We start from the raw sequence: 26,600 nt of genomic DNA on the forward strand, positions 1-26,600 counted from the left end.
AATGCGGACACAAAGCGGACACGAAAATGGCTGTAAAGCTCACTGATACGGCGATCAAGGCCCTTCCGATCCCTGCGACGGGCAACAAAATCCACTATGACACCGACGTCAAAGGCTTCGGCTGCCGGGTTACCGCGGCCGGCGCTCGGTCCTTCATTTTGAACTATCGAAACCAGTCGGGCCGGGAGCGCCGCATAACGATCGGCGATTGCCAGGATTGGAAGACTGTTGCGGCTCGGGAGGAAGCAAAGGCCCTCAAGCGTCGTGTCGACCGGGGCGAAGATCCTCTCAGCCAAATCGAAGAGGCGAAAGCGGCCAAGACCGTTGACGACCTCTGCAAGCGGTTCACCGAGGACCACATCCCGAAGAAGCGCGAGAGCACCGCTCGGGATTACAAGGCCTACATCAAAAACCACATCCTGCCGGCGATGAAAAACATGAAGGTGGCCGATGTCACCTATTCGGACGTTGACTCCCTTCATCGCAAGATCACGCGGGGAGGCGCGCCCTATGTTGCGAACCGGGTTCACTCCCTTTTGTCGAAGATGTTCACCGAATCCATCAAATGGAAATGGCGGACTGACAACCCGTGCAAGGGCATCGAGCGCAACGATGAGACAAAGCGGCAGCGCTACCTTTCCATCACAGAGCTTTCGGCCTTGGGAGCCGCGCTGACCGCGTTGGATGACAAGCAGGCTGCGAACATCATTCGGCTGCTCCTGCTCACCGGTGCCCGTCGCAACGAGGTTCAGTCGGCCCGGTGGGATCAGTTCGACCTGACAGAGGGTGTGTGGGAAAAGCCCGCCAGCACGACAAAGCAGAAGAAGCTCCATCGTATCCCTCTTTCGGCGCCGGCGCGCCAACTGCTTTCGGAGATCCACAAAGAGACGGGGAAGGGCGACTTCGTCTTTCCGGCCGGCTCCGAAGCCGGGCACCGGGTCGAGATCAAAAACGAATGGAAGGAGGTTTGCGTCGCCGGGGGCGTCGTCAAAACCGAAACCGTGAAGGGCGCCGACGGTAAAGAGAAGACCGTCATCGTGCCGTCGGCCCGCATCCACGATCTGCGCCACACATACGCCTCCGTGCTGGCGAGCGCCGGTCTCTCGCTTCCGGTCATAGGCGCGCTCCTCGGCCACTCTCAGCCCGCGACGACGGCGCGCTACGCCCATCTGATGGACGATCCGCTGAGGCAGGCGACAGAGCGCGTCGGTGCGATTGTGATGCCAGCTGCCGTGTCAGCCGAAGTCATTCCGCTGAGGGGGAAGTGAGCAATGTTTCGTCCAAAGTCGCTTCTGATCCGCCACGCAGCTAAGCTTGTTGCCGATCGCCTATCCCTTAAACCAGGCGCGCCTAATCCAATCTTTGACGCAGTTCGTGAGGATGCCCTTCCGCTGCTCGTCAAGTCTGGCGATGAGACCGCCACCCGAAACGGTGCCTGGTATTTCTCAACGGACGTTTGGTGGCCCCACAATTTGTCGTACTCGGAGCCGTCAGAGGGCCAGGTAAGTTGCGACGGTATTTTCGTGGAGACGGCCGCCCTTGACAATCTGTGGCCTGATCCATCGCTTGGCGCCGCGTTGCCTCAGACTATCCCAGAGGGGCTTTATTTGTCGCCTTTTATGGTCCTGATGATTGAGGCAATCAGGAAATTCGAAATCACAGGCGAGGTCGACCCGACGCTGAAGAAGGATGTCCTTGAGCAACATTTCATAGCTCAAAAGCTGCCGAAAGGTACGGCTATTTCAGAAAATCAAGCAAAGATGATGGCGACGTTTGTTCGCTCTCCGGAGGCCATGCGCGGCGGACAGAAACGAGCGGGTTGAACCCTTCAACCCTGAACGCCGGAACCCTTCCAACGTCGAGATTGGCGTTGTCGTGTTTTAGTTATCTGCCGTCACCAAAACCGAAAGGGATGACGGCAAATGACAAGCCTACTTGATGACTACCTCACTCGCGATCAGCTGGCGGCAGAACTCCGCGTCTCCGCTCGAACGATTATTCGTTGGCAGGATCAGGCCAACGGTTTGCCCTACACCGAAATGGGCGGCCGCATCCTCTACCGGCGCAAGAGCGTCCAGGAATGGCTTGAGAGCCTGGAGAAAAAGCCGAACCGGCGGAGGGCTGCATAATGCCCGATCTGACCGCTCCAGAGCACTGCCATTCCGCCCAGGTCGAACAGGCCGCAAGATGGCTTGCAGATCAGGCTCCCGGCGCCATCAAGCCGGTGGTGCCGACTTTGCAGCAGCGATTTGGCATCAGCCAAGCCGAGGCCTGCGAGACGATCGCGCTGGCCGGCCGCTACAGGATGCGGAGGGTGGCCGCGTCATGAGCAAAGCTGAAGCTCAATTTGCCGACATCGCCGGGCTTGCGATCGATCTGCTCTTCGGTGGCGCGGGCGATGAGCAAGTTTATCCGGCTAGCCAGATAAAACGGAAGCGGGCCACACGGTCGGACATGGAGGCGCGACGGCTCGCACTTCTCAATATCGTTGCCGAGATGCGACCGATGACCGTCCGACAGGTATTCTACCAGGCTACAGTGCGCGGCCTGGTCGAGAAATCCGAGGCCGGCTATTCGAAAGTCCAGACCGATCTTGTTCACATGCGCAGGTCGGGCATGCTGCCCTATGACTGGCTCGCCGACAATACGCGGTGGCAGCGAAAGCCGCGCACTTTCGACAGCATTCAGGAGGCGCTCAACGACACGGCTCGTTTCTACCGTAAGGCATTATGGACCGATGCCGGATCCTACGTTGAGATCTGGCTTGAGAAGGACGCACTCGCTGGCGTGATCCAACCGATCACCTCGCTTTATGACGTCCCGCTTATGGTCGCCCGCGGCTATGCAAGCCTGTCGTTTCTCCACTCGGCCGCCGAGTATATCGCGAGCCTGGATGTTCCGACGTTCATCTATCACCTGGGCGACTATGATCCCAGCGGCGTCAATGCCGGCGAGAAGATCGAACAAACCCTGAGGGAATTGGCCCCCGCTGCTGACATCCATTTTGAGCGGATCGCCGTTACCCGACCCCAAATCGCCGCGTGGTCGTTGCCTACGCGGCCGACAAAGACGACCGACAGCCGGTCAAAGGGGTTTGGCGATATCTCGGTCGAACTTGACGCGATCGACCCCCACCAACTGCGAATTCTCGTCGAGGGGATCATTCAGCGTCACCTTCCGGCCGACCAGCTGCGCGTGCTGCAGGTGGCAGAAGAGAGCGAGCGCCAACTGCTCACCAGCCTCGTGAATCTGATCGGAGACGCTGCATGACACACCTTCCTTGGATGCCGCTCTACATCGGCGACGAGCTCGCCAGAACCTCACATTTCACGGCAGAGGAGTTTGGCGCCTATGTCTCCCTGATCATGCACTATTGGCAGCACGGCGGCCTGCCCAGTGACGATGTTCGTCTTGCGCGGATCGCCCGCGCATCGTCGGATCGATGGCCCCTCCTGAGCGAGATGGTAGCCCCGTTATTCGAACCCGGCTGGCAACTTCCGAGGCTCGAAGAGCAGCGGATCGAAGCTGAAGAGACGCACAGAAAGCGGTCCGAAGCTGGCCGAAAAGGTGGCCGACCGAGGCGCGATGAAAAGCCGGGCAATAACCCGGGCTATAAGCCGGGCTTTAATAATGAGAAAGCCGGGCAATATGCCGGGCCTAAGCAACCACAACCACAACCACAACCACATCCATATTCAAATCCAGAATCAGATCCAGAAGCACAGTCACCATATTCGGCTCTGGAAAAGGAAAGAGAGGATGCGGATACGCGTAAGGGATCATTTCGGAAGTTCCCTGTTCCCCCTTCCGAGGCCGCCGGACGGAAGCTCCTCCGCGATCATGGTGTTCCGGAAAGCGAAATGATCCGGCTCCTCGTCGAGCTTATGGCCGGGCATCTCACCCCATATGACATCGAAGAATGGGACACCAGGGGAGCGGTCGCATGAAGGGGAAGAGCCATCCCGGCCAACTCGACCTTTTCGCATGGGCTGATAGTCAGCCGTCCAACGTCATCGATGCGAGGGAAGCGCTGTGGCGAAAGGCTGCCCTCCAGGTGATGTATCCACCGCCCCGCTTGATCAATGGCGGGAAGGTCATTCCGATCGAGAGGACGGCAGCAGAGACCCACCAGAGGAAAAGGCCGATTTCACGCTTTTTTGGTCTGTATCAAACGCCAGCCTTTCCGCCTGTCGCCTCGCGGTGACATGCTTTGACACTGATCTGTTATCAGTAGACAAGTTGCGACAAAATAACTGAAATCATTGACGATTTAATGCGACGCGAATTATCGTGTCCGCACAGTATCCGCATTGGAGCGTGAAAACATGCTTTCGACTACCACGAATCAACCAAGCGCCAACGCCGCAGATAAGCCTTCGGTAGGACGTGGAAAGATCGTGCCGAAGTTTGATCGTCGCTCAAAGGCATGGCGTCGTCGTTGCGAGCTTATCGACATGTTCACGGCAGCGATGGCCGGGCGCGAAATCGGCGACATCCTTGCGCTGAAGATTGTGACCGCCGCCGAGTTGGCAGTTGTCGCAGAGCTTACCAGGGCGGCTCATCTTCGCGGTGATGGCGTACCTGCGGATGACGTTGTCCGCACGGCCAACCAAGCGCAACGGGCACAGCGAGAGATTGCGATCAAAGATGCTTTCGCCAAGCCTCGGCAGTCGGTCAAGGAAAGGCTCATGGCGAAGCGCGAGGCAGCGGCATGAAGGACAGCCTTGCCGACCACGATGAGCCGATAGACGGGATCAAGCGCGACGCATTGGTGAGCGCCCTTATCCGGCTGCGCCCTCAGATCATCGAATGGCGGGACCGGGCGATTATCTCGGCCGTGCTGGATCCGATCAACTGGCAAATCAACATGGGCGTGCCGATCGGCGCCTATCTCGACAAGCTGGACAGGCTGGACGCCATCTGCGCCAAGGCCGAAGCCGAGAGGGCCGGTCAATGACGTCTCCGAGCATCATCGAAGCTCTGACCGATGACGACGCACTTGGGCCATGGTTCGAGGGTGATTCCTGGAACGCGTGGCGCGTCGTCCTGAAGGCGGCGTTCGGCCATGCCCTTGACGAAAGCGAGCTTGCCATCTTCCATCAGATTGCCGGGGATCGATCGCCGCCGGCCAAGCGCGTCCGGGAACTGTGGATCGTGGTGGGCAGGCGCGGCGGCAAGGACTCGATCGTGTCGGGCATTGCCACCTATGTCGCCGCGGTCGAGGAAGCCCACCTTGGCCGGCTGCGGCCTGGTGAAAAGGCCACGGTTGCGTGTCTAGCCAGCGATCGGGAGCAAGCCAAGATTGTCCTCTCCTACGTCAAGGCGATGTTTGCCGAGCATGACGACCTGAAACACATGCTTGTCGGCGATGGCCGCGAAACAGGGATTGACCTCAATAACCAAGTCGAGATCGTCGTCACGACCAACAATTTTCGCTCTGTCCGCGGCAAAACGATCCTGCTTGCGATCCTGGACGAATGTGCGTTCTACCGTGACGACAGTTCCGCGAGCCCTGACGTCGAAACCTATTCTGCGCTGCGCCCGGGCCTGAGCACCTTGGCGCCGGAAAGCATGATCATCGGTATCAGTAGCCCTTACAAGAAATCCGGCTTGCTATACCAGAAATACGCGAAACACTTCGGCAAGGATAGCGACCGCGTGCTTGTGATCCAGGCTCCGTCGATCCTGATGAACCCGACACTTGATGCTGCCGAAATTCAAGAGGCGATGGACGAAGACCCGGAAAAGGGCCGGGCGGAATGGCTAGGCGAATTTCGGAGCGACATCACAGATTTCTTGCCGCGTGAGCTGATCGAGGCCGTTGTCGACACAGGCGTTACGTCTAGGCCGCGCCTCAACCATGTCCGATATTTCGGGTTTGCGGACGTGGCCGGAGGCACCGGCAAGGACAGTTTCACGGCTGCAGTCAGTCATGAAGATGGGGACACCGCCGTCCTCGATGCGATCTATGAGCGCCGGCCGCCATTTAATCCGACCGAAGTAGCGACGGAGGTCGCGCAACTCTTCAAGGCTTACGGAATCCACGAAGTTGTCGCAGACCGGTATGCAGTCGGCTTCGTGATCGAGGCGTTCAAGGCCAATGGCATCGCCTACAAGGCCTCAGACTTGGACCGCTCGCAAATCTACCTTGAAACCCTCCCATTGTTCACAGCTGGAAGGCTTCGTCTTCTGGACAGCAAGCGTCTTTGTGGACAATTCGGCGCATTGGAGCGGCGCACGTTCTCAACTGGCAAGGACCGCGTCGACCATCCGGCGGGGCTTCACGACGACTTGGCAAATGCCGCAGCCGGAGCGGTTTGGCTATGCTCAAAGGCAAAGAACGAAGTCACGGCCCTATTCGGCACTTACGGCACCAGAATGGGCTCAATCCGCGTAGAGCATTTTGCCTTGCCGGGCAGACATTGAAAGAAAGGATATCACGATGGCTACAGGCGATAATTTTGTGACTGCCCGCGATGCGGCCGGATCCGCTTATGCAACGGCTATCGGCGCGATCCGCGCGGCCTACGTCGAGCTATTCGGTTATGACGTCGCGGTTCGTAACAACAACCTCGCATTGGCCAATACCGTCGACACCCGAGGCTTTGCCGGTGCGCTCACAGCGTTGCCGCACGTTTTGCTTCATCCAGTCTACGCCCCGAGCGTGTCGGGCGTCTGGCTCGATGCCGCCAAGACCCGCGCCGATCAGATCATTGCCTCGTATCCGGTGACGTCCGCGGCAACGATCGCGGCGGCGAGGGACACGGCCGGCGCCGCCTATTTCACGGTGATCAACGCCATCCGGGCCGCCTACATCGAAGTGGCGGCCTATGACAAGGTTGTCGCGAACAAGCGCATTACGATGACGAGCGTCCCTGACCTCAGAACATTCGGGGAAGGCGCTGCGGCGCTGCCCGGCTCTCTTGTGCATCCGGTTTACGCCAATTCGATCTCGCCGCGGTGGCTTGAGGCCATTCAGCCGAGAGCCGATCAAATTCTCGCCACCTATACCGGGACCGAGCGCAAGGCCGAACAGGCCAATCTCAACGGAGCGCCGGGCGACCCGTCACGGTACCCCGCACCGGTGCGATATTTTTGGTACACGCCGATTGGCGAAAGCCCTCGCTTCGGCCAGCCGGGCGGGCCTCAAGGTCCGGGGCCGACAGGGCCGGGCGTCCCGCTTTACGTTGAATCCTAAACGCGCGCACGAAAGGACACTTTGCCATGGACAAATATGACAACATTCGGGAACGGCTGCAGCGGCTTTCGCATGTCTCCGATTTCCTTTCGATCCAAAACGCTTTTGTCGGCGCCACCGGCGCTGGCATCCGGATCAGAAACCAGGGCGAGGCGCTCCGGAAAGAGGGCAAGCTCACGAAAGCCGGGATCTCCGAAAAGCTTCGGGAATTTGCCCGTACCGAGACGCTGCCGGCGCTCAATCAGGCTTCGGCCATGGTCAAGCGGATGCGAGACGACGTGAAATCCCGCCGCGCGGCACTCGGCCTCAAGCCGGTCGACAAAACCGACCTTGTCGCCGCGATGTTGCGCTCCGAAGTGCGGGCATGGATCAAGGGCATGGATCAGAGCGGCAAGGCTGCGGTGCTCTTTGACGACAGCATGCCCGACATCGTCATCCAGGCCGTTTTCGAGCTCCCGCCGCAGATGATCGGCGCGACGCCCCAGTTCCTCGCCGACGTGCAAAAGCGGATTGTCGAGCGGGATTTCGGGCCGACGCTCGCGGTGCTCGATGAGATCGAGGAGGCGGCCACCGTGCTCGACGTCGCGGTCAACTTCGCCACAGGCGACATGAAGGACGAAACCGGATTCCTCGACAGCCCGAACGCCGCCTATGAGGCGTGGGCAGGGCAGGCGGCGGCCTGATCATGGCGACGCTGAATTCAACCAAGCCGGCCGCCCATCCACGGTCAGGCCAGCGCGCCGGGGGAACGTTTATCCTTTCGGCTCTCCCGGCGCGCGACTTCAAGGAATAAGCGAGGGTCCAATGGCCAATCAATCTTTTGCCGCTCAAGTGGCCGCTTTCGCCGAAATGGCGAAAGAGCGCATCGATCAGGTCGTCAAGGAGTCCGCTCAGGAAGTCGTGCGACAGATGCAGACGGAGGGCCCTTCGATGGCGTCGACGGCAGATGCGATCAGCAAGGGCGCCGGCTTGGGTAAGGTCAAGGCGAATGGTGAGCGGGGCAATCTCAAGAAGGCTGTTGGCCCGGTGAATATGCGAGGCTTCGGCGCAGCTGGCAACATGCCCGTGGACACCGGATTTCTGAGATCTTCACTTCACGCTTCCACAACAGCGATGCCAGTCATTGACTCTTCCGCGGTGCCTAAGGAAGGCCAGACCTACAACTACGATGCTGGTGAGGTCGAGGCCATCATTGCCGGCGCGGAACCCGGCGCCACACTCTATTTCGGTTACGTCGCGGCATATGCCCGTGTCGCTGAATACGGCGGCGAGAACCGCGCGCCGCGCGCATTCGTCCGATCAGCCGCTCAGAACTGGCAACAGATCGTGGAACAAAAGGCCGCGGAAGCACAGGCAAAGGATAAGGGGAAATAACATGCTCTTCGATCCGAATACCGCGCTGGCGCCGACATTCCGCATCCAGGACAGTCAGGACGTCAACGGCGACGGCACGATCGACATCGCCACCACCGTGTCCTGGCTGCCCGTGAGCGGCACTGTCCGCTACGACGTTGAAGTCTCGCGATCAGATACGTCTGGCGGCCCGTGGACGGTCACCGGCCTTGGCGGCACCGCGCCGGCGGGCTTGGAAACCTTCACGTTTAGGGCCAATACCAGCAAGTTCTATCGGGCCCGTGTCAGGGCACGGAACTTTGCCGGCGCGCCTGGCAATTGGACGACCAACTGTGTCGTGCTGACCACATCGAACCCGTTTTCCAGCTATGCCGGGTTTCAGCCGGTGAAGAAATCAACCGCGCCCGCTGCTCCGTCCGTGGTCACGATGGGAACAGCGGCGTCACCGTTGGGCTTCCCCCTCTCATGGGCGCAAATCGACGACCCTGATTATGTCCGCACGGACATAGCATTGGGGACGAGCAGCACAGTCGGCCCGACAGATGATAGCTCGATATTTGCCAGCGCTGTATCGCGAGGGTACGGCGCGACCCCGCAAGTTTGGATTTTTCGCCCATGGGCTGCAGGCACAGGCGTCTATATCTGGCTGAGGCACGTCAACGCGAGCGGACAAGCCTCCAGTTGGGTATATGGCGGCCATTACGTCAGCCCAGGCATCACAAATGCCCATTTGGCCGACGACGCCTGCGACACCCGGAATTACATTGATGGATCGATTACCGTCGCAAAGATAGCCGATCCAACCACCCTGGTAGCGCAAGGATCGTCAGGCCTGTCGGTCGGAGGCAACGGCACCTATGCCACGATGAAAAATAGCTCTGGTGGCATCCTGAACGCGGGAGCGACCACTTCCGGCGCGAATTTGGCCTACAGCGACAGCGCAGGAACCGGCGGCGGCAGCTCTCCAGGATCCGGCACGACATGGCAGGCCATGTGCCGCGTCGCCAACGGCAACACCGGCATGTTTTTGAGGGTAAGCTGAAATGTCGACGTTCATTTCCTTCGCCTTCCCGCAGCAGCCTGCCTATCTCCTCACCGATGGCGCGGTCTGGGACGCGGCCGACCAGACGCTTGCCTTCGTGCGATGCAAGGCTTTCCGCGCCAAGCGCGCGCCGCTCGCTGTGACGGCGAGGGGGCATTTGGCCGTTGTCGAGAAGATCCAAGAAGAAATCTGCAATCGAGCTGACATTCTCGGCACCGCGGAGACGATCGCCACCCTTCAGGCCTTCGCCGACGGGCTACGAGATCGGCCGGGTATCTCTGCGGACCAGGGCGGCGCGCATTTCCTCGTCAGCGCCTTTATCGAGGGCAAGGGTGCCGTCGCTCGATCCTTTTCGACTTACCAGCGCGACCGACGACTTGCCACGGGCGAGGACGTCACGAAGCGCACTCCGTTTGAGGTTTGGGACCCTGGCATGGTCTATTGGTCAGGCACGCCCATGAGAACCGAGGACGTGGAGCGCGCCGGGCTATTCCCCAAGCCGAACGAGCCGATTCCCGCCTTCGTCCGCCGCGCTGGACTCGGGATGATGGAGATCATGCGCGGACGGCCGGGCACGATCGACGGCAAACCCGTGTGGTGTGTTGGCGGTCACGTCGACTTGACCACGATCGACGCCCGCGGCGCCCGAACCGAGACGCTGCGCACCTGGCCCGATGTCATCGGCGAGCCGATCGATCCGACCCGGAAGGCAGCGTGATGCCTTGATCGGTTCGCCGAAACCCATTCAATAGTTGAAGAGGTTTTACAGGAGGCGGCATGATCACCGAAATCGAAGTCGAAGGCATCGGCACGCTCCGGCACCTCAACAATTGGCAGCTTCACCGGCTACGGAACATCCACGGCCCGAACCGGTTCGTTGCTCCGATGGCCTTCGGGCTCGGGATGACCATTCCCCAATTCAAGAAGCTGTCAGACGATGAGCGGCAAGCGGTCATAGCCGCATTCTCGAAGTTGATGGCGCCGGAGGCAAATGGCCTTGTGGCTGTCCGGGAGGTTCGGCCGCAGTTGCCGGACAAAGGCCAGCATGTCCCAATCGCCCGGCAGGTCGAGCTCGGTCAAAAGCTGATTGCTATGAAAGCGCAGCTTCCCCGCGGCCATTTCCGTCGTTGGGTAGAGGACGAGAGCGGGATTTCATGGTCGCAGGCGAGCCGGTTCATCAAATTGGCGAATGCAAAGGCGAGGGAAGGCGCTCAGCGCGAGCAAGGGCAAAGCCGCACCATCGAGCCGGAAACGCTGGACGATCGCCAGCGGACAAATTTGGGGCGAGCAGCGTGAGAACTTCGTGCCGATTGGCGCGAAGTCCAGACCTCCGCCCAACCATGCGGATGTACCATTATGGATGTTGCCGCGCCGAGACGTAGCTTTGAACTTGGGTGTATGTAGTCACGGCGACCAAAGCAGTCGACAAGGCAATCGCGATAGCCGAAATCATTGTCCATTTTGCCGTCGCTCTTGCATGATCAGCGGCCGTTTTCGCATATTCGGAAGCTTTGATGCCGGCCTGCGCTGACGCCTCTGCCGATCGCGCGGCCGACAATTGAGCGACCGCGGCCCTTCTTTCGAATTCCATACGAATCGAAAACGCATGTTCGGAATTCGGGCTTGCCCCTGCGATCCGCTCGAGCAGTTGCTTTTCGTCCAAGTCGTATAGTTCCGTCGGATGTGTCATGGTGTCCCCCTGACAGGGAAATCTGCCACGGCGCCGGCCGGAGTCAAGGTATGGTCGTCATGACCATACCTTTCGGCCGCCACGGACGAGAGGCATTGCCCTCATGGCAATACCTGCAGGGTCTGCTTAAAATTCAGCAGACCTGGGTATGCGCAAAATTGCGCAGGGTATGTGTGTCATGCACATGCCTTCGTCACGGCTAAGCAGTCGCGAACATCCTCATCAGGCAAAGATAAAGTCATGCCCATCCAATTCTCGAATACTGATGCGAAGAAGATCGAAGCTTATGTGTCCGATGGTAAGCGTGGTGTCGCCACCGAACTCGGTCATGTGATGCCAGAGTTGGGAAAATTTATGAATGCTGTCGAAACTGCGTAGGTCGATTACATCATGATCTTTTCCGTTCGCATGGAAGTCATCTATCAGACTATAGCCGCTGGCATACCTAGCAAAAACGAACGTGTCTCGCCCATCTCCGCCGACAAGCGAGTTCGATCCCGCTCCCCCGTTCAGAGTATCGCGACCAAGCGCGCCGACAAGTGTGTCATCGCCTTTGCCGCCGGTTAGGACGTCGTCGCCGGAATAGCCATAAAGCGTTTCCTGGTTTGCGCCTCCGGTGATTGTATCGTCTCCGCTGAGGATTTTCTGCAAGAGGTGAATATCATCGGCCCATTTGTTGGTTTTGCCGACATAAGCGACATGAGCGGCAGAGACATTAACGCCTTCGATTTTGACGATCTCGCCCAAATAATTTTCGGTCCAGCCTGTAAGCGTACCGGATATTGGAACGCCTTTGTTGTCATATCGGAGATCGTGGCCTGTCGCTTCGTCGACTGTATTAAGCAGGCCGCCGGCCACCTTGTACTCGTTTGCGGTGTGGATCTCGACTTCACCCGGGTAGAGGCCGCTTAGAAGAAGCTGAAACTGGTCAAATTCGGAAGTGTTTCGGCTGATCGTAATGTCTACCATATTACATTCCCTATCAGATCTTCGCCGCGGCCTTGCCGAAGATGAAGTCGGCTTCAGTGCCGTCGGTCAGCCGCACGCGGCCTTGGCCTGAGAGTCCTGAGGCGTCTCTCGTGGCCATGACAATGCCTTTGCGCCCATCGGCGCAGTGAACCGCCATCGAGATCGTAACCGAAGTGTCCCATTGGTCATAGGTGCCCTCGCACGTCGTTTGTCGGCCGTGGATCTTGCCGGCGACACGGAACGATCCCTGCTTCATATCGGCCGTTGCAGTGCCGCGCATGACATCACCGTTTTGAGAAATCACCGCGACCGGCACCGTGACCGCACAAGATGACGCAAGCGCGCAAATCACCAGCGTGGCAAGTAGTCTGATTTTCATTGCATTCCCCCGAAAGGCGCCCCTCGCGTCTTATCGGTGCAGCCTGACACAGCACACGCAATAGTCAAGACGCAAGCAGTCACCCTTGGAAAGGCGGGGTGCTCACTGCTCTGGTAGATCGATGGAGCGAGGTTCGTCGCCGTAGCTCTTGCGCAGCGCATTGCGGTCGTTAAACCACCTATAGGGGTTCGGACGCGCTTCTCTGGCATCATCATGTAGGGGGCGCAAAGAGCTGGATACTCTGTGAAGAAATCACCGATTTTCAGCGCTGCTCGCTCTAGGGCTTCCGGGGCTGCTCCGGCGTCCGGGTGATCTGTGCCGTAAATGTTATTCCAATAGTCCAGTCTGACGACCACTTTCCACAAAACCTGCAGATAGTCGTTGACGTCGCTGCCGAACAAGAACTTGGAATTCTCGATCGCCGCCCTCAAATTGCGTCGTTCCTCGTCGGTCATTCTGAGGCTGACTATCGCAGGACGAACGGCTGTCACCACATCCGTGTAGGCCCTGTGACGTCGATCGAATAGGTCGAGGACGAACTTTTGCCGTGCGACGAGCCATTGCGCCAGCGCGATTGCCACAGCTACCGTACCCAAGAGAACTGTCAGCCAGCCGGTCATCCTCACCCCTCTCGCCTGGTTCTGAAACCCGCTGCGATTGAATTTGGCAGATGTCAGCCGCACGCACAAGGCTACCCCCGCGAACGGGGTGCTTGTGAAATTGAGCAAATCGTGAAATGCTCTCCGTGGGCTTGAACACCCGGACTAGCGATAACCGCTAAAATTCCCTGGCAGGAATTGCCTCGACGCCTGGCAGCGTTGGGCAGCGGTGAAATGTTTCTCAAATTGAGAAACAAACGGACGTGCTTGGCGGCACGGCTTCCGAACGGCGATTTTATACGCCGGGAGCTGTGCTGCTGTCCAGAGGGCTTGCCCTTAAAAAGCACAGGCCTGTCTCGCTGGCAGGTGTTCAACTCCCGGCTACCGGTCTGCCACCGGCATCGGCAAAAGTAGCAGCGTGCAACATTTGCCCCCGCCTTGAACAGCGGGTCCAACCAGCGAGTACGACAATGAACACCCAAACAGCAGAATCGCCCCAGGGCGAGCACCCATGGCTGAAGGCAAGGGGCCTAGGCCGCGAACTCTCCGAAGCCCTTGCGGCGTGCGACGACCCGAAGTGGGCAGCGCATATCATGCCTGCCAGCACAGAATACGCCGTTGGCTTTGCTGCGGTCGAAGGCGACGAGCATCCGGCCCAGAAGGTCGAACGCCTCTCAGCGGCCTTGTCTGAGGCGCTGAACGACTATTGCGGCGGGCGCTTTCATGTCCGCATCTATCCGGCTCAGGAAGGCGGGCACGGCTTCTATTTCGCCAGCACAGCGGCGCACGACAGGGAGGGCTTGTGATGAGGCCCTCAGCACTTGAACGCAAGCGGCGCGCCCTGGAAGCCCGCATAGAGGAAATGATCACGCTCCTCGACATCCTTGATGGCGACGTCGATCTTGAGCCAACTCTTGGCGCCCCCGAGAGTCGGGACTGGCGCTCTCAAGTCCGATGGGTGGACGGCGAGAACGCTGCCGTGTTCGACGACGCCGAAGACGATGGCGACGATCGTGAACCCGATGACAGCGGCTATGGCGATGCGGCAGGGCTTGTCGAAGGCGAGCAGGGTGAACCCTCACTCGGCTGGACATCGGACATCGACCAGGAGCAGGCGCTTGCCCCGTTGTCGACATGGCAGCTAGACGAAGGCGAGCCCCTGCTTGGGTGGCCGGAGCGCGGTATGCAAATCGGCAATCTTGGACGCGGCGACGAGGGTGAGGAGTTCTCGGCAGCCGGTCAAAATGGCATCTGGAGCAAGAGCAAATCCCAGGACGATGACGACGAGGACGGCGGCGATACCGAGCCCAATGGCGACGAGCTCGATCTCAACGGTGATGAGGCCGACTATTCCGGCTATGCCGACGAGTTCCTCGGATGCCTAAGCGACGACTTCGACGGCAGTGGCAACCGGCTGGCTGAACGCATGCTGAAGGAAGGCGGCGGCGTCTACCAGCCGGATGTGCCGGTAAAGGCGCTCCAGCAGGCCCACAGTGCGCTCGCCGGGACGGAGTGGCTTATTCCCGAGATCGATCCTCGCGGCGCCGTTCTGCGAATCGTGCGGCAATAACCCAACGGTTGTTGGGACTTTCGGCCCGGCTGCTTCGGTGGCCGGGTTTGTCATTTATGCCCACTGCGGACACAAAAAACGACACAAAGCGAAATTTCGGACATGCTGCGGACACGAAAATGACGTCCGTGTCTGTGGTTGAAAACCGTCTCGGAAATAGTTGATTTTGTTGGGTTTTTGGTGAGCGCGATGGGATTCGAACCCATGACCTACTGATTAAAAGTCAGTTGCTCTACCGGCTGAGCTACGCGCTCTCACGCGGGTGGCCATTTCCGGTCCCGCAGAGTCGGGCGATACATATGCGAAGCGGCTTTTGCCGGTCAAGTCTCCGTGCGACAAATTTTCTCTGTCGGCACAGACAAATCTCAAGAAAAGGTGACTGGCGCTTGCCGACAAGCTTCACTAAGTACGCCTGACGAAGATGAGTGGAGACGCCGTTGGCCGCCGCCGAGATTTCCTATGTGAGTGCCGTTGCAGCCGGCGCGCTGTCTTTCCTGTCTCCCTGCGTGCTGCCGCTCGTGCCACCCTATCTCTGTTACATGGCAGGCATTTCCATCGAGGAATTCCGCAACCCGACGGTGGCGGACAGTGAGCGGGCGCCGCGCCAGGCCGTCATGCTGTCGTCTTTGTTCTTCACGCTGGGCTTTGCCACCGTCTTCGTGGCGCTTGGCGCCAGCGCCACCTCGATCGGCATGCTGCTGAGGCAGCATCTCGATATTCTGGCGCAGATCGGTGGGGTGATCATCATCGTCATGGGGCTGAATTTTCTCGGCGTGCTGAAAATTCCGCTGCTGTCGCGCGAGGCGCGGTTCCAGGCCGGCGGCCAGCCGTCGACGCTGACCGGGGCCTATATTATGGGGCTCGCTTTTGCCTTCGGCTGGACACCCTGCATCGGGCCAATCCTGGGCGCCATCCTTGCCGTTGCCGCCTCGCAGCAGACGGTGGGGCAGGGGGCCGGGCTGTTGGGCATCTATTCGCTCGGGCTCGCCGTGCCATTCTGGCTGGCGGCTGCATTTTCCGGGCTGTTCATGGCCTTCCTCGTCCGTTTCCGCCGGCATCTCGGACTGGTGGAGAAGGGTCTTGGCGGCCTTCTGGTGCTGACCGGGCTTGCCTTCATCTTCGGCTATGTCGGCGATATCTCGATCTGGTTCCAGCAGACCTTTCCGGGGCTGATGAAGATCGGCTGAGCTTTACGCTCTTGTATGAGGCCGGGCGCGCTCTGCGGCCTTGCGCAAAAAGTCCGGAAAGCTCTTCATGGCACGCCCTGGCGCCACGCCTTCCTGCATCAGGAAATGCCGGAGCGGCGGAACCGATGAAAGCAGCTGCAAGCCCGCCGCACGCAGCATCTGCACCGGCAGGAAACCGGAGAGCAGCGAACGATTGAGCAGATCAATGCCGGCGGTGCGCGTCAGCACGTCCGTGCGCCGCGTCCGATCATAGGCATCGCCAATGGCGAGCGACCGGGCCTCAGTGCGTGCCTTGACGGCGAGATCCACCGCCGAGCCGATGTCGCGCAGGCTGAGATTGAGGCCCTGTGCGCCGATCGGCGGGAAGACATGCGCTGCTTCCCCGACCAGCACGGCGCCGCCCTTGCCGAAAGCGCGCGCTGTCTCGGCCGTCAAGGGCCAACCCTGCGGCCGCGTCTCGATCTTCACCTTGCCGAGCATGGAGCCCGTACGCTCCTCGATCCGGCGGTTGAGCGCCTCGTCGGTCATGTCGACCAAGTCCTTGGCTTGGTCCGGCTTGACGACCCAGACCAGGCTCGAGCGCTTGTCGCCGAGCGGCACAATTGTGAAGGGGCCGGTTTCGGTGTGGAATTCGGTCGAGATATTGCGATGCGGCAGGTCATGGGCAAAGTTGAGCACCAGCGCCGTCTGCGGATAGGTTGTCGTCCTGACGTCGATGCCGGCCGCCTGGCGGACTTTGGATTTCCGGCCATCGGCGCCAACCACAAGCCCGGCCGTCAGCGCTGTGCCGTCCGCGAGCGTCAGATGCGTGCCGGTGTCGGCAAGCTCGACGCGGTCGACTGTTCCGTCGAACATGGTAATGCCAGCCCTGGCCGCGATTGCCTGGCCAAGCACGTCGAGGAATGCGGCATTGGGGATGTTGTAGCCAAACGCTTCGAGATTGATCTCCGCGGCACGGAAGGCCACTGTCGGCGCGCGCAGCAGGCGGTTCGTGCCGTCGATGATCTGCATGGTCTGCAGCGCCGCTGCATGCGGACGGATTTTCTCCCAGAGATCGAGCTGGGTGAGGAATTGCAGCGAATTGTCCATCAACGCCGTCGTGCGGCTGTCGGCCCGCTTGTCGGCCGGCGCAATGAAGGCGACGGAAAACCCCTGGCCCGCGAAGGCGATGGCGGCGATGGAACCGGCCAGTCCGCCACCGACGACGGCGATTTCGAATGTGTCCATGGCCCGACTCCCGCGTGCTGGTCCCTTGTAAGACCTATCTAGCCTCTGGAGCATGGCAATTCCATGGGCGATTGCCGCAGCAGCACGATTTGCCGCCGGCAAAGCTTGAGTGCCTGCGAATTCTGGTCGACCAGTATCGCAATTCCGCCATCCAATATTTTCTGGACCAACGGGAGTTGGGTTAAGGGTCTCCCCAGACGCTGGTCGAGCGTTCGAACAGAGACACGGTAGCGCCCAAACTGCCGCCGCGGATCCGACTATGCCGGCATGATGAAATCGTGTGAACTGACATCGTGGAAATTGACGCCGAGCAAGGTGATCGTGTCGCCGTGGCCGAAGTCGATCAACGTGTTATGTCCGGCGGCTTCGATCGTGTAATGCTCATCGGCGGTGATGCCGATCAGATCGTGGCCGGAGCCCTTGGCATCGAAATCGGTGATGACGTCCTTGCCGTCACCCTTGAAGAAGAGGAACGTGTCAGCGCCGGCGCTCCCCGTCAGGCGATCATTGCCCTTGTTGCCCTGGATGTCGTCGTCGCCGAAGCCGCCGCTGATCTTGTCATTGCCCTTGAGGCCGAGCAGGCTGTCGCCGAACAGCGTGCCCTGGATCGTGTCGTTGCCTGCCAACATCTTGCTGAGCAGCGCGTCGACGCCCTTCGTGGAATAGACCTGGAAAAGCGTTGCAGCATCATAATTCCCTTCGATGATCGCCAGCGGTTGGTCATCACTGATTTGGAACTTGATCTGCGTGATCGTGCCGGTGAGAAGCTGGCCACGGTCGTCATAGGTGAAGCCGCTGCCTTGAAAGAGCACGCCGTCGCTGGTTTCACTGTCGAGATAAAACGCTTCACGCGGAGCCTGATCTTCGGTGGCCAGGATCAGGCCAGCGTAGAAGTTCCCAAGGTCGCCGTGATCGCTCAGTGCTTCGCCATATTGGAGCGTCGACATGCTTCACCTCCAAGTTAAACGTGTTGCCTCGCTACACGCTAACCTGTCGATAAAGGGTAAGTCAACGACGGCCAGAGGCCAGGCGGAACGGGAGCCTATCTCTTGCGCGGAAACCAGCTCGGGAGACAGTCCTTAATCCTTGCGGCCGCCCTGCAGTACCCTGAGATGCGTCAATCCGCTACGCGAGGCTGAGATCTGCGACGTCACGACGGCGAAGGCCTCGTGCGCTTCCGGCTGCTGCGGCTCTTCCTGCGTGAGGAAGCGAAACGCGCCGGCGACCAGGATGCGGTTGCGCTCGCCAAGCAGAGGAGGCTTCCCGAGATCGACCAGCGAACCGATGACCCTGTCGCAGATGCCGGGACGGGAGAAGAGCGGCATCAGCAGCATTTCGAGTGATCCGTCCATTTCCTCGTCGGCGATGCTCCAGGCCTTGATGAGAAGCGGCGCCTGATTGGCCAGCACGGCCTCGACGCCTAGGCGAACCTTGTGACGATTGGGCGTATGCCAGAGATCGACAAAATTTTCTCCGCGCAGCTCGCGGCCCAGTATGGCACAGACACGTGTCCCCGCGAGACGGAACTGCGGCTCGCGCTGACGGTTCGTTTCGAGAATGAAAACATCCGGGAGAACGGTTTTCAGCTCCGCCGGGTCGATTTCCGTGCGTAAAGGCGCGGTTCTTTCGCCGCGGATACGGTTAAAGTAGGCAAAAACCGTGTGTGTCGTTCTGTGCTGCATTTTTCAAGATGAAGCGGTTTACGCTCCAAATTCCATCAGTTTGCATCGATAAAGGTGGAATGAGCGAAAACCATGCCACAGAAACGGTACCGGACCGCTGACGTCATGTTAAGGTTAATTTTTTGTTTGATTTGCCATTATCCCGCCGAAATGGCATGAGAAATACAGTCTGAGGAAGGGTTGTCCTTCAGCACAAATTTTAACCGGTCAGACCTCCATTCGTCGATCGTGTGCCGTCCGCAAACTTTGCTGGACGGCATTTTTTTAGCTGCTATGAACACCGCTTCGAATTGAAGTTGGATCAGACGCCTTGAGCGAAGACGCAGATAATCGTCCGGCAGCCACTGCCGCCGAGGCGGAGCAGCCGGTCGAGGGCAGGCGGCGCGAGCCGATCTTCAACATCCCCGGCATGCTCATGGCCTTCGTCGTCCTGATGGCCGTCATCCATGTCATTCGTACTTATATGCTGACGGAACAGCAGGATGAAAACCTGCTGTTCCTGATGGCTTTCCTGCCAGAGCGCTATCTCCATCCCCTGTCCGGCCAAGGCCTCGGTTGGCTGATTGGCCCGGTTGGCTATTCGCTGCTGCATGGTGGCTGGCTGCACCTGATTTTCAATTGCGTCTGGCTGATTGCATTTGCCACGCCGCTGGTCGTCCGGATCGGCAGCCTGCGCTTCCTCATCCTTTGGGTCACCTCCGCTGCGGCAAGCGCCTTCTTCCAGGCTTTCGCCACCGGTTTTCAGGAAAGCCTGCTGATCGGCGCCTCCGGTGTCGTCTCGGCCACGGTCGGGGCAGCCTGCCGGTTCTCTTTGCAGTTTTCTGGAACGCCGGCGATGCGCTATGCTCATTTTGCCCCGCGGCTTGGGATTTTCGAGGCGCTGACGCATCGCTCCATCGTCATGTTCATCCTGGCCTGGGCGATCTCCAACGCTGCCGTCGTCTTCGGCGCCGGAATGCCGTCCGGGGCTGACTACAATGTCGCCTGGCAGGCGCATGTCGGTGGCTTTCTGTTCGGCTATTTGACCTTCACCTTCTTCGATCGGACGCCTCACTTTCCCGGCTGAACAGAAGCGTTCTGCCGAGGTCGGTTTCGTCCGGAAGAGAGCGATCGCCTCGTCCGCAAATTAACCCTCACGCGACGTTCTGCCGCAGAATTTCTTGCTTTTGCCGCCTTTCAGGAGCACCATGCCTTTCGTTCGACGGTGGTTATCGGCCCCGCGCAAACCACCGGCATTATTCCCATGCAAGGAGGAGAATGCATGAGTGTGAAGGCAATACTCGATGAAAAAGGCCGCAATGTTCTGACGGTCGGGCCTCAGGCCACCGTCCGGGACGCCGCCAAGATGCTGCATGACAATCGCGTCGGCGCTCTGATCGTGCTCGATCGCGTCGATCATATCGCCGGCATCCTGGCCGAGCGGGACATCGTCTCCGGCATCGCCCGCTTCGGCGCCGACTGCCTGGAAAAGCCGGTCTCCTCGATCATGTGGCCGAACGTCTATCGCGTCAAGGAAGAGACCACGATCAGTGAGCTGATGTCGCTGATGAGCAGCAAGCGCGCCCGCCATGTCCCGGTGGAAAACAATGGTCAGCTGGCCGGCATCGTGTCGATCGGCGACGTGGTCAAGGCGCATATCCGCGCCATCGAGCGGGAGGCGGAAGAGATCAAGGCTTATATAGCCGGCTAATTGTCTGGCCGCCGTGTGGAGGCGCGGCGGCCCGCTGATCATCTCGATAGCATCATAGCTCTAAAAATGTCGGATCGCTTCCTGCATCCGCTTGATTTCCCGGATCATCATCTTGGCTTCTTCATAGCCGCGTTCGATCAGTTCGGCGGCGCGGTGGAATTCGGACATGCCAACGTCGGAAAGCCGCGGCTGCAGCGCCAGATCCGGCGGATCGCCGGCCAGCCTCGCCCGCGAAATCCGGTCCTGGATGATGTTGAACGCCTCGACCATCACACTCGTCACCCAGAGGCTGCCGGCCGTGCTGCTGCCGGGATCGCGGGAGTAATGCGGCTTTTCAGGTACTGTATCGTCGGCTGAGACCTTGATCACCGCCGAGCGGCCATAGAGGTCGTAGTGAAGGTTGACCGCGACCACCAGCGGCTGTTCATAGGCGCGGCAGACGGAAACCGGAACCGGATTGACCAGTGCGCCATCGACCAGCATGCGGTTGCTGCAGCGGACCGGCTCGAAAATGCCGGGGAGCGCGTAGGATGCACGCAGTGCGGTGATCAGCGAGCCGGATTCGATCCAGACTTCGTGCCCGGTCCTCAGTTCGGCTGCGACGGCAACGAAAGGCCTGCCGAGGCTCTCTATCGAAATACCTTCGAGATGCTCCTGCATGCGCTTGGTCAACCGCATGCCGGCGAACAGGCCGCCGCCGCCAATGGTGAAATCGAGCAGCGCCGCCATCCGGCGCATGGTCAGCGATCGGGCGAAGCTTTCGAGCTCATCGAGTTTCCCCGCCAGGTAGCAGCCGCCGACCAGAGCGCCGATCGACGTGCCGGCGATCATGCCGACCTCGATACCGGCCTCGTCGAGCGCCCGCAGCACACCGATATGCGCCCAGCCGCGCGCGGCACCGCCGCCAAGGGCGAGCGCGATCTTCGGTTTGGGCGGCTTTGGTTGGGGAAGGGGTTCCGGGGTTCCGGGGACGCCGGCAATGTTTGAGACACCGTTTTCCAGAGGGACGGGTTGCTCGATTTGGCGGTGAAAAGTCCAATTCATCGTAATCACGCATCCTACACTGGCTGAACAACTGGCCAGTGATACAATAGTTGCGCAAAGCCGTTAACGAAAGTCAAACAAATCTTGCCGCTGTATAAATATCGTGCAGATGCTTGATCTCGCATCTCCACGGTTGCGCAAAATTGCTACAACTTTATGGCGCTTTAACTTTTATATAGGATCTCAGGATCGAAATGTCGATCACTGTCGACTATTTTTAGCGAGATTTCGCCGTCCTGATTGACCACGCTGCGATAGAAGCAGGAGCGGCGGCCGGTATGGCAGGTTGCGTCATGGCCGGCGACCTTGACCTTCAACAGCAGGACGTCCTGGTCGCAGTCGGTCATCATTTCGACGACGCTCTGCAGATTGCCTGATGTCTCGCCCTTCTTCCAGATTTTGGCACGCGAACGGCTCCAGTAATGGGCGATACCGGTTTCGAGCGTCAGCGACAAAGTCTCGGCATTCATATGCGCCACCATCAGGATGACACCATCTCTGGCATCGGTGACGACGGCGGTGATCAGCCCATCGGCATCGAAGCGCGGCGAAAAAGCCGCGCCTTCTTCAAGCACGGCCTTGTCGGTCGAAGGGGACTGGAATGCGGTCGTCATTGTCAGGCCGGCGCGAAGCCGCGCAGGATCGACATGAAGCGCGCCTGTTCGCGCGGATCGGTCTTGAAATTGCCGGTAAACGTCGTGGTGATCGTCGACGAACCGGTCTTCTTGATGCCGCGCATCGCCATGCACATGTGCTCGGCTTCCAGCAGCACAGCGACGCCGCGCGGCTGCAGAGTCTCGTCGATCGCATGCGCGATCTGCGACGTCATCGATTCCTGCGTCTGCAGGCGACGGGCAAAGATGTCGACGGTGCGGGCGATCTTCGACAGACCGAGCACCTTGCCATCAGGCAGATAGGCGACATGCGCCTTGCCGATGATCGGCACCATATGGTGTTCGCAATGCGAGAAGAACGGAATATCGCGGACCATGACGATATCGTCATAGCCGTGCACTTCCTCGAAAGTGCGGCCCAGAACCTCTTCGACGGACTCGTCATAGCCGCCGAACATTTCCCGGTAGGACTTGACGACGCGGGCAGGGGTGTCGCGCAGACCTTCGCGGTCGGGATTTTCGCCTATATAGCGAAGCAGGGTGCGGACGGCTTCTTCCGCTTCCTTCTTGCTCGGCGCGTGGGACAGTTCTTCCTCGCGGAATTTCTTTACAATGGCATCCATAGCGGCCTTTCGATCCCATAAGGGTCACGGTAATCAAATCGGACTACTCGCCGCTGGCCATTCACCTGTCCCTGCAGGCATGGGTTCCGTTGGCGGGCTCCGGGGCATCGGCTCTCATCGTCTCAGTGACGAGTTCCTCCGCACGGTTTCCCAGACAACAGGCAACATATTCTCTTGCAATTCTGTCGCTCCATCGCGACATACAATATAGGAAGCGCGACCGGGTGGCAAAGGGGTGACGTTGTCTTTTTCGCGCAATTGTTGGAAAATACTGCCATATTCGGATGGCGCGGTGAAATTGCGGTGACGGTCGATGGACGAAATTTATAACGCGAAAATCCTGGAATTTGCCGGCAATATTCCGCTGACCGGGGCGCTCGACGACGCCGATGCCTTCGCCCAGGCGCATTCAAAACTCTGCGGCTCCAAGGTCAAGGTCTGGCTCAAGATGGATGGCGACCGCGTTGCTGGTTTTTCCCATGAGGTCAAGGCTTGCGCGCTTGGCCAGGCATCCTCTTCGATCATGGCCCGCCACGTCACCGGCGCCACCGCCGCTGAACTGAGGCAAGCGAAGGCCGACATGCTGGCCATGCTCAAGGACGGCGGTGACGGCCCGACAGGCCGTTTTTCCGACATGCGCTACCTGCTGCCGGTGAGGGATTACAAGGCCCGCCACGCCTCGACCATGCTGACCTTCGACGCCGTGGTCGACTGTGTCGACCAGGTTGAGGCGAAGCGGCTGGCGGAAGCGGGGTGAGGGTGGGCAGGCCTACCGTCGGGGATTTTATTGCAGGGGCAGGGTAGGTCAGATGGCGTTAGGTTGCGTTCCTATCAATGCGTGTCGCGTTCTGTGGCACCCCCCTCTGCCCTGCCGGGCATCTCCCCCTCAAGGGGGGAGATCGACCAGAGGCTCGCTCCCCGCTTCAAACAATATCCGAATGCCATGTACCGCTGCGGCGGCGAGGTGGGCAGCGCGAGTGCCCCATCCAATCTCCCCCCTTGAGGGGGAGATGCCCGCCCTTCGACAAAAGCTCAGGAGGGCAGAGGGGGGTATTGATGTGCAATGCCCCTGATTGTCGGCATGATCGGCCGGCCTACAAAACCCGAAACTGGTCCGGCCCCTTCCCAAAAACGCCGCTGCGCCTCCTCGGCATGGGCTTCATCCGCCTTTACCAGCTCACGCTCTCCAGCCTGATCGGCAATTCCTGTCGCCACGTGCCCACCTGTTCCGAATTCGGCTACGAGGCGATCGCCCGCCACGGCCTTTGGGCCGGCGGCTGGATGACGCTGTTCCGGGTCGCCCGCTGCGGCCCCGGCGGCACCTGGGGCCTCGATCCGGTGCCGGAGACACTCGAATCCCGCATGCACTGGTATCGGCCCTGGTCCTATTGGCGGCGCAAACCGGTTGCGCAGAAATGACCACCCATATCGCGCTGCTCTATAGCGTCGTCATCGACAAGACCCACCGCGTCGCCATGTCCGACCTGCGCGGCATCGCCGAACAACTCGGTCACCAAAATGCGAAAACCCTGGTCTCCACCGGCAATCTGCTCTTCGATGCCGCCGACATGCCCATTGCCGCACTGGAGGGCGCCTTCGAACGTGCCTTCGCCGCGTTTCACGGCAAGCATATCGACATCATCATCCGCACCGCCGAGCGTTGGCGACAGCTTGTGGCGGCCAATCCATTCCCGGACCAAAGTGCTGCCCGTCCTGACCAGGTCGTCGTCCGCGTCATGCGCGATCCGGTCTCTGCCGATCTTGCCGAGCGTCTTGCCCCCTACCAGACAATGGGCGAAGAATTGCGCGTCGTTGATGGAGACCTCTGGATCGCCTTCGCCGGTCAGCCAAGCCAGTCAAAACTCCTCGGCCAGATCACGCCGCAGCGCATGGGCGGCATCGGCACGGCGCGGAACTGGAACACGATCCGCCGGCTTGGCGAAATGCTGGACGATGGACGTGCTTCCTGAGCCACACGCTGCCGCTTTCGGCTGGACGCTATGGACAAGAAATGTCTTGTGTTTTCTATTGCGGTATCAGTTGGCGGGGCGGGGATAATGGCGATAGATTTCTGGTTCTCGATCGGCAGTACCTACACCTATCTTGCGGTCCGGCAGCTTGAGGCCATGGCAGGCAGCAGCGCGGTCGAATTTCGGTGGCGGCCGTTCAATGTCCGTTCGATCATGATCGAGATGGACAACATTCCCTTCGCCAAGAAGCCGATCAAGGCCGCCTATATGTGGCGCGACATCGAGAGGCGTGCGGAGAAACTGGGCTTTGAGATCAGTCTGCCGGCGCCCTATCCGCTGACGGAACTGGAACAGGCCAATCGCGTCGCCCTGGTCGCTGCAAACGAGGGCTGGTGCGCGCCTTATGCGATCGAGAGCTACCGCCGCTGGTTCATCGGCGGCGAGCCGGCTGGCAGCGAGCCGAACCTGTCGGCCAGCATCGTCAAAGCCGGGCAGGATTCGGCACGGATGCTGGCGCTTGCCAATTCCGAGGCCGGCATCGCCGATCTCAAGGCGGCAACCGAGGAGGCGAAGAGTTTTGGCATTTTCGGCTCGCCGTCCTTCATCGTCGACGGCGAGCTGTTCTGGGGCCATGACCGGCTGGACGACGCGCTCGATTGGCACGCCGCCCGGACTGCCGCTACTGCAGCTGCGGCTTCTTGAGCACGCTGAAACGGTCGACGGATTTCACCCGCAGCCAGGCATCGCGGCCGTTGCGCAGCACCCGCATCGGAATTTCGGCGCCGGCCGGGCCGCTCTTCCAGATTTTTCTATAGAAATCGGCGAGTCCCTCGACATCGCCGTCGCGGATCTCGGCGATCACGTCGCCTTGGCGCAGGCCGGCTTGCGCCGCCGGGCTGCCGTCGATGACGCTCATCACCACCACTTCGCCATTGGTCTCGGCCGAAAATGCGCCAAGCCACGGCCGCGGCGGCTTGTTGACCTGGCCGCGCTTCAGGAGATCGTCGAGGATCGGCGGCAAGAGATCGATCGGCACCGACATGTTGATGTCGGCCACTTCGCTGCCCTGGCTCATCTGTAGCCGGAGCGAGCCGATGCCGATCAGCCGGCCACCTTGGTCGACCAGCGCGGCGCCGCCCCAGGAAGGATGCGCCGGTGCGGTGAAGATCGCCTCGTCGAGCAGATATTCCCAATAGCCGGCGAATTCCTGCTTGGCGACGATGGCGCCCTGGACGCCGCGCTTGATGCCGTCGACGATGATGATCGGATCGCCGACATCGGCAAGCGTCGAACTGCCGAGCTCCAGCGCCGGCAGATTGAGCGGCGCGAGCGCCTGCACCAGGCCGAAGCCGGTCTCCTGGTCATAGGCCAGCGCGTGGCCGGGCACCACGGTGCCGTCATAACGCGTGAGCCAGACTTCGTCGGCCTCGGTGATCAGATAGCCGATGGTCAGCACCAGATTGTCGCGAATGACGACGCCGGAGCCTTCGCGCAGCGTGCCGAGCGTGTTGGCGGTAAAAGCGTCGTCGGGGACATTGGCGCGAAGTGCCACGACGGATTGGACGATTTTTTCTGTGTTCATCTTCTTACCCCCGGTCAGTGGGACGCGTTTCAGGGTTTGGGCACGGTCTTGGGAGGATACCGCGCGGGCTACTATCCTAAAAGTAAGAAAACGCGAGGGAAGGTGCAAGGTTCGAATAGGTGAAATCTCGCAGGTGCGAAATGCCGTCCGCAGACGACCGCATACGGTTCGCCACACTTGC

The 26,600-nt window shown here is 60.0% G+C and carries 36 protein-coding genes and 1 tRNA gene; 25 read left to right on the forward strand and 12 right to left on the reverse strand.

Annotation, left to right across the window (positions count from 1 at the left end; translation table 11 throughout):
• Positions 1-26: 26 nt before the first annotated feature.
• The 16 genes from AC1DYF_RS26015 (at position 27) to AC1DYF_RS26090 (ending at position 10,889) form a co-directional block, all read left to right on the forward strand.
• Positions 27-1,268 (forward strand): tyrosine-type recombinase/integrase, encoded by a 1,242-nt coding sequence (locus AC1DYF_RS26015; protein WP_477879866.1) that lies wholly within the window; start codon positions 27-29, stop codon positions 1,266-1,268.
• 3 nt (positions 1,269-1,271) lie between these two features.
• On the forward strand, positions 1,272-1,823 hold the full coding sequence (locus AC1DYF_RS26020) for a hypothetical protein (protein ID WP_477879868.1): 552 nt from the start codon (positions 1,272-1,274) through the stop codon (positions 1,821-1,823).
• Positions 1,824-1,922: 99 nt separating this feature from the next.
• Entirely contained in the window at positions 1,923-2,129 is a 207-nt protein-coding gene (locus tag AC1DYF_RS26025; protein ID WP_477879870.1) for a helix-turn-helix domain-containing protein, read from the forward strand.
• Entirely contained in the window at positions 2,129-2,329 is a 201-nt protein-coding gene (locus AC1DYF_RS26030) for a hypothetical protein (RefSeq protein WP_477879872.1), read from the forward strand. The genes AC1DYF_RS26025 and AC1DYF_RS26030 overlap by 1 nt, the downstream gene beginning before the upstream one ends.
• Positions 2,326-3,270, forward strand: coding sequence for a hypothetical protein (locus tag AC1DYF_RS26035; protein ID WP_477879873.1), 945 nt, complete (start codon positions 2,326-2,328; stop codon positions 3,268-3,270). Before AC1DYF_RS26030 ends, AC1DYF_RS26035 begins: the two co-directional genes overlap by 4 nt.
• Entirely contained in the window at positions 3,267-3,947 is a 681-nt protein-coding gene (locus tag AC1DYF_RS26040; RefSeq protein WP_477879875.1) for a YdaU family protein, read from the forward strand. Before AC1DYF_RS26035 ends, AC1DYF_RS26040 begins: the two co-directional genes overlap by 4 nt.
• Positions 3,944-4,204 carry a hypothetical protein gene (locus tag AC1DYF_RS26045; RefSeq protein ID WP_477879877.1) on the forward strand — a complete coding sequence of 87 codons (261 nt, stop codon included), beginning with the start codon at positions 3,944-3,946 and terminating at the stop codon, positions 4,202-4,204. Before AC1DYF_RS26040 ends, AC1DYF_RS26045 begins: the two co-directional genes overlap by 4 nt.
• Positions 4,205-4,325: 121 nt before the next feature.
• Entirely contained in the window at positions 4,326-4,715 is a 390-nt protein-coding gene (locus AC1DYF_RS26050; RefSeq protein WP_477879879.1) for a hypothetical protein, read from the forward strand.
• A complete protein-coding gene (locus tag AC1DYF_RS26055; protein ID WP_477879881.1) occupies positions 4,712-4,957 on the forward strand; it encodes a hypothetical protein in 246 nt (81 codons plus the stop codon). Before AC1DYF_RS26050 ends, AC1DYF_RS26055 begins: the two co-directional genes overlap by 4 nt.
• Positions 4,954-6,426 (forward strand): terminase large subunit domain-containing protein, encoded by a 1,473-nt coding sequence (locus tag AC1DYF_RS26060; RefSeq protein ID WP_477879974.1) that lies wholly within the window; start codon positions 4,954-4,956, stop codon positions 6,424-6,426. Before AC1DYF_RS26055 ends, AC1DYF_RS26060 begins: the two co-directional genes overlap by 4 nt.
• Positions 6,427-6,442: 16 nt before the next feature.
• Positions 6,443-7,198 (forward strand): hypothetical protein, encoded by a 756-nt coding sequence (locus AC1DYF_RS26065; RefSeq protein ID WP_477879883.1) that lies wholly within the window; start codon positions 6,443-6,445, stop codon positions 7,196-7,198.
• 26 nt (positions 7,199-7,224) lie between these two features.
• Positions 7,225-7,881 (forward strand): hypothetical protein, encoded by a 657-nt coding sequence (locus AC1DYF_RS26070; RefSeq protein WP_477879885.1) that lies wholly within the window; start codon positions 7,225-7,227, stop codon positions 7,879-7,881.
• A 121-nt stretch (positions 7,882-8,002) separates the two neighbouring features.
• Positions 8,003-8,572, forward strand: a complete 570-nt coding sequence (locus AC1DYF_RS26075; protein WP_477879887.1) for an HK97 gp10 family phage protein — start codon at positions 8,003-8,005, stop codon at positions 8,570-8,572.
• A 1-nt stretch (position 8,573) separates the two neighbouring features.
• Positions 8,574-9,593 carry a hypothetical protein gene (locus AC1DYF_RS26080; RefSeq protein WP_477879889.1) on the forward strand — a complete coding sequence of 340 codons (1,020 nt, stop codon included), beginning with the start codon at positions 8,574-8,576 and terminating at the stop codon, positions 9,591-9,593.
• Position 9,594: 1 nt separating this feature from the next.
• Positions 9,595-10,311: a hypothetical protein gene (locus AC1DYF_RS26085; protein WP_477879891.1), complete on the forward strand. Its 717-nt coding sequence runs from the start codon at positions 9,595-9,597 to the stop codon at positions 10,309-10,311.
• Positions 10,312-10,370: 59 nt separating this feature from the next.
• The gene (locus tag AC1DYF_RS26090) at positions 10,371-10,889 is read left to right on the forward strand and encodes a DUF3102 domain-containing protein (protein WP_477879893.1); all 519 of its coding nucleotides are present in this window, start codon (positions 10,371-10,373) and stop codon (positions 10,887-10,889) included.
• Between the two features lie 58 nt (positions 10,890-10,947).
• On the opposite strand, the gene AC1DYF_RS26095 is transcribed toward AC1DYF_RS26090, so the two are convergent.
• From AC1DYF_RS26095 to AC1DYF_RS26110, 4 genes are all read right to left on the reverse strand, one after another.
• Positions 10,948-11,283: a hypothetical protein gene (locus AC1DYF_RS26095; RefSeq protein WP_477879895.1), complete on the reverse strand. Its 336-nt coding sequence runs from the start codon at positions 11,281-11,283 to the stop codon at positions 10,948-10,950.
• A 222-nt stretch (positions 11,284-11,505) separates the two neighbouring features.
• Positions 11,506-12,252, reverse strand: coding sequence for a calcium-binding protein (locus AC1DYF_RS26100; RefSeq protein ID WP_477879897.1), 747 nt, complete (start codon positions 12,250-12,252; stop codon positions 11,506-11,508).
• 13 nt (positions 12,253-12,265) lie between these two features.
• Complete coding sequence (locus tag AC1DYF_RS26105) at positions 12,266-12,631, reverse strand: hypothetical protein (RefSeq protein ID WP_477879899.1); 366 nt, start codon at positions 12,629-12,631, stop codon at positions 12,266-12,268.
• Positions 12,628-13,251, reverse strand: a complete 624-nt coding sequence (locus tag AC1DYF_RS26110; RefSeq protein ID WP_477879901.1) for a hypothetical protein — start codon at positions 13,249-13,251, stop codon at positions 12,628-12,630. Before AC1DYF_RS26110 ends, AC1DYF_RS26105 begins: the two co-directional genes overlap by 4 nt.
• Positions 13,252-13,700: 449 nt before the next feature.
• On the opposite strand from AC1DYF_RS26110, the gene AC1DYF_RS26115 reads away from it, so the two are divergent.
• Positions 13,701-14,036 carry a hypothetical protein gene (locus AC1DYF_RS26115; RefSeq protein WP_477879903.1) on the forward strand — a complete coding sequence of 112 codons (336 nt, stop codon included), beginning with the start codon at positions 13,701-13,703 and terminating at the stop codon, positions 14,034-14,036.
• Positions 14,036-14,800, forward strand: a complete 765-nt coding sequence (locus AC1DYF_RS26120; RefSeq protein ID WP_477879905.1) for a hypothetical protein — start codon at positions 14,036-14,038, stop codon at positions 14,798-14,800. The genes AC1DYF_RS26115 and AC1DYF_RS26120 overlap by 1 nt, the downstream gene beginning before the upstream one ends.
• A 178-nt stretch (positions 14,801-14,978) precedes the next feature.
• Here AC1DYF_RS26120 and AC1DYF_RS26125 read toward each other — a convergent pair.
• A tRNA-Lys gene (locus tag AC1DYF_RS26125) sits at positions 14,979-15,054 on the reverse strand.
• A 183-nt stretch (positions 15,055-15,237) separates the two neighbouring features.
• Here AC1DYF_RS26125 and AC1DYF_RS26130 point away from each other — a divergent pair.
• Positions 15,238-15,987, forward strand: coding sequence for a cytochrome c biogenesis CcdA family protein (locus AC1DYF_RS26130; RefSeq protein WP_477879976.1), 750 nt, complete (start codon positions 15,238-15,240; stop codon positions 15,985-15,987).
• 3 nt (positions 15,988-15,990) lie between these two features.
• On the opposite strand, the gene AC1DYF_RS26135 is transcribed toward AC1DYF_RS26130, so the two are convergent.
• The 3 genes from AC1DYF_RS26135 to AC1DYF_RS26145 all read right to left on the reverse strand — a co-directional run bounded on the left by AC1DYF_RS26135 (position 15,991) and on the right by AC1DYF_RS26145 (position 18,896).
• Positions 15,991-17,214 (reverse strand): UbiH/UbiF family hydroxylase, encoded by a 1,224-nt coding sequence (locus AC1DYF_RS26135; RefSeq protein ID WP_477879907.1) that lies wholly within the window; start codon positions 17,212-17,214, stop codon positions 15,991-15,993.
• Between the two features lie 257 nt (positions 17,215-17,471).
• Positions 17,472-18,161, reverse strand: a complete 690-nt coding sequence (locus AC1DYF_RS26140) for a calcium-binding protein (RefSeq protein ID WP_477879909.1) — start codon at positions 18,159-18,161, stop codon at positions 17,472-17,474.
• 132 nt (positions 18,162-18,293) lie between these two features.
• Entirely contained in the window at positions 18,294-18,896 is a 603-nt protein-coding gene (locus AC1DYF_RS26145) for a PAS domain-containing protein (RefSeq protein ID WP_477879911.1), read from the reverse strand.
• Between the two features lie 310 nt (positions 18,897-19,206).
• Here AC1DYF_RS26145 and AC1DYF_RS26150 point away from each other — a divergent pair, with 310 nt between their 5' ends.
• A complete protein-coding gene (locus tag AC1DYF_RS26150; RefSeq protein WP_477879913.1) occupies positions 19,207-19,962 on the forward strand; it encodes a rhomboid family intramembrane serine protease in 756 nt (251 codons plus the stop codon).
• A 195-nt stretch (positions 19,963-20,157) separates the two neighbouring features.
• Positions 20,158-20,586, forward strand: a complete 429-nt coding sequence (locus tag AC1DYF_RS26155; RefSeq protein WP_477879915.1) for a CBS domain-containing protein — start codon at positions 20,158-20,160, stop codon at positions 20,584-20,586.
• Between the two features lie 60 nt (positions 20,587-20,646).
• Here AC1DYF_RS26155 and AC1DYF_RS26160 read toward each other — a convergent pair whose 3' ends face one another.
• The 3 genes from AC1DYF_RS26160 to folE form a co-directional block, all read right to left on the reverse strand.
• Positions 20,647-21,630 carry a patatin-like phospholipase family protein gene (locus AC1DYF_RS26160; RefSeq protein ID WP_477879917.1) on the reverse strand — a complete coding sequence of 328 codons (984 nt, stop codon included), beginning with the start codon at positions 21,628-21,630 and terminating at the stop codon, positions 20,647-20,649.
• Between the two features lie 164 nt (positions 21,631-21,794).
• A complete protein-coding gene (hisI, locus tag AC1DYF_RS26165) occupies positions 21,795-22,244 on the reverse strand; it encodes a phosphoribosyl-AMP cyclohydrolase (protein WP_477879919.1) in 450 nt (149 codons plus the stop codon).
• A 2-nt stretch (positions 22,245-22,246) separates the two neighbouring features.
• The gene (gene folE / locus AC1DYF_RS26170; protein WP_477879921.1) at positions 22,247-22,867 is read right to left on the reverse strand and encodes a GTP cyclohydrolase I FolE; all 621 of its coding nucleotides are present in this window, start codon (positions 22,865-22,867) and stop codon (positions 22,247-22,249) included.
• A 313-nt stretch (positions 22,868-23,180) separates the two neighbouring features.
• Between folE and AC1DYF_RS26175 the strand changes: the two genes are divergently transcribed.
• The 4 genes from AC1DYF_RS26175 to AC1DYF_RS26190 all read left to right on the forward strand — a co-directional run bounded on the left by AC1DYF_RS26175 (position 23,181) and on the right by AC1DYF_RS26190 (position 25,539).
• Positions 23,181-23,624, forward strand: a complete 444-nt coding sequence (locus tag AC1DYF_RS26175; RefSeq protein ID WP_477879923.1) for an iron-sulfur cluster assembly scaffold protein — start codon at positions 23,181-23,183, stop codon at positions 23,622-23,624.
• A 299-nt stretch (positions 23,625-23,923) separates the two neighbouring features.
• Positions 23,924-24,286, forward strand: coding sequence for a membrane protein insertion efficiency factor YidD (yidD, locus tag AC1DYF_RS26180; RefSeq protein ID WP_477879925.1), 363 nt, complete (start codon positions 23,924-23,926; stop codon positions 24,284-24,286).
• Positions 24,283-24,837, forward strand: coding sequence for a DUF1697 domain-containing protein (locus AC1DYF_RS26185; protein WP_477879927.1), 555 nt, complete (start codon positions 24,283-24,285; stop codon positions 24,835-24,837). Before yidD ends, AC1DYF_RS26185 begins: the two co-directional genes overlap by 4 nt.
• An 87-nt stretch (positions 24,838-24,924) precedes the next feature.
• Complete coding sequence (locus tag AC1DYF_RS26190; RefSeq protein ID WP_477879929.1) at positions 24,925-25,539, forward strand: DsbA family protein; 615 nt, start codon at positions 24,925-24,927, stop codon at positions 25,537-25,539.
• On the opposite strand, the gene AC1DYF_RS26195 is transcribed toward AC1DYF_RS26190, so the two are convergent.
• A complete protein-coding gene (locus tag AC1DYF_RS26195; RefSeq protein ID WP_477879931.1) occupies positions 25,517-26,419 on the reverse strand; it encodes a S1C family serine protease in 903 nt (300 codons plus the stop codon). The genes AC1DYF_RS26190 and AC1DYF_RS26195 overlap by 23 nt on opposite strands.
• Positions 26,420-26,600 lie beyond the last annotated feature (181 nt).

This window comes from Rhizobium sp. P2_G9, from assembly GCF_056403475.1.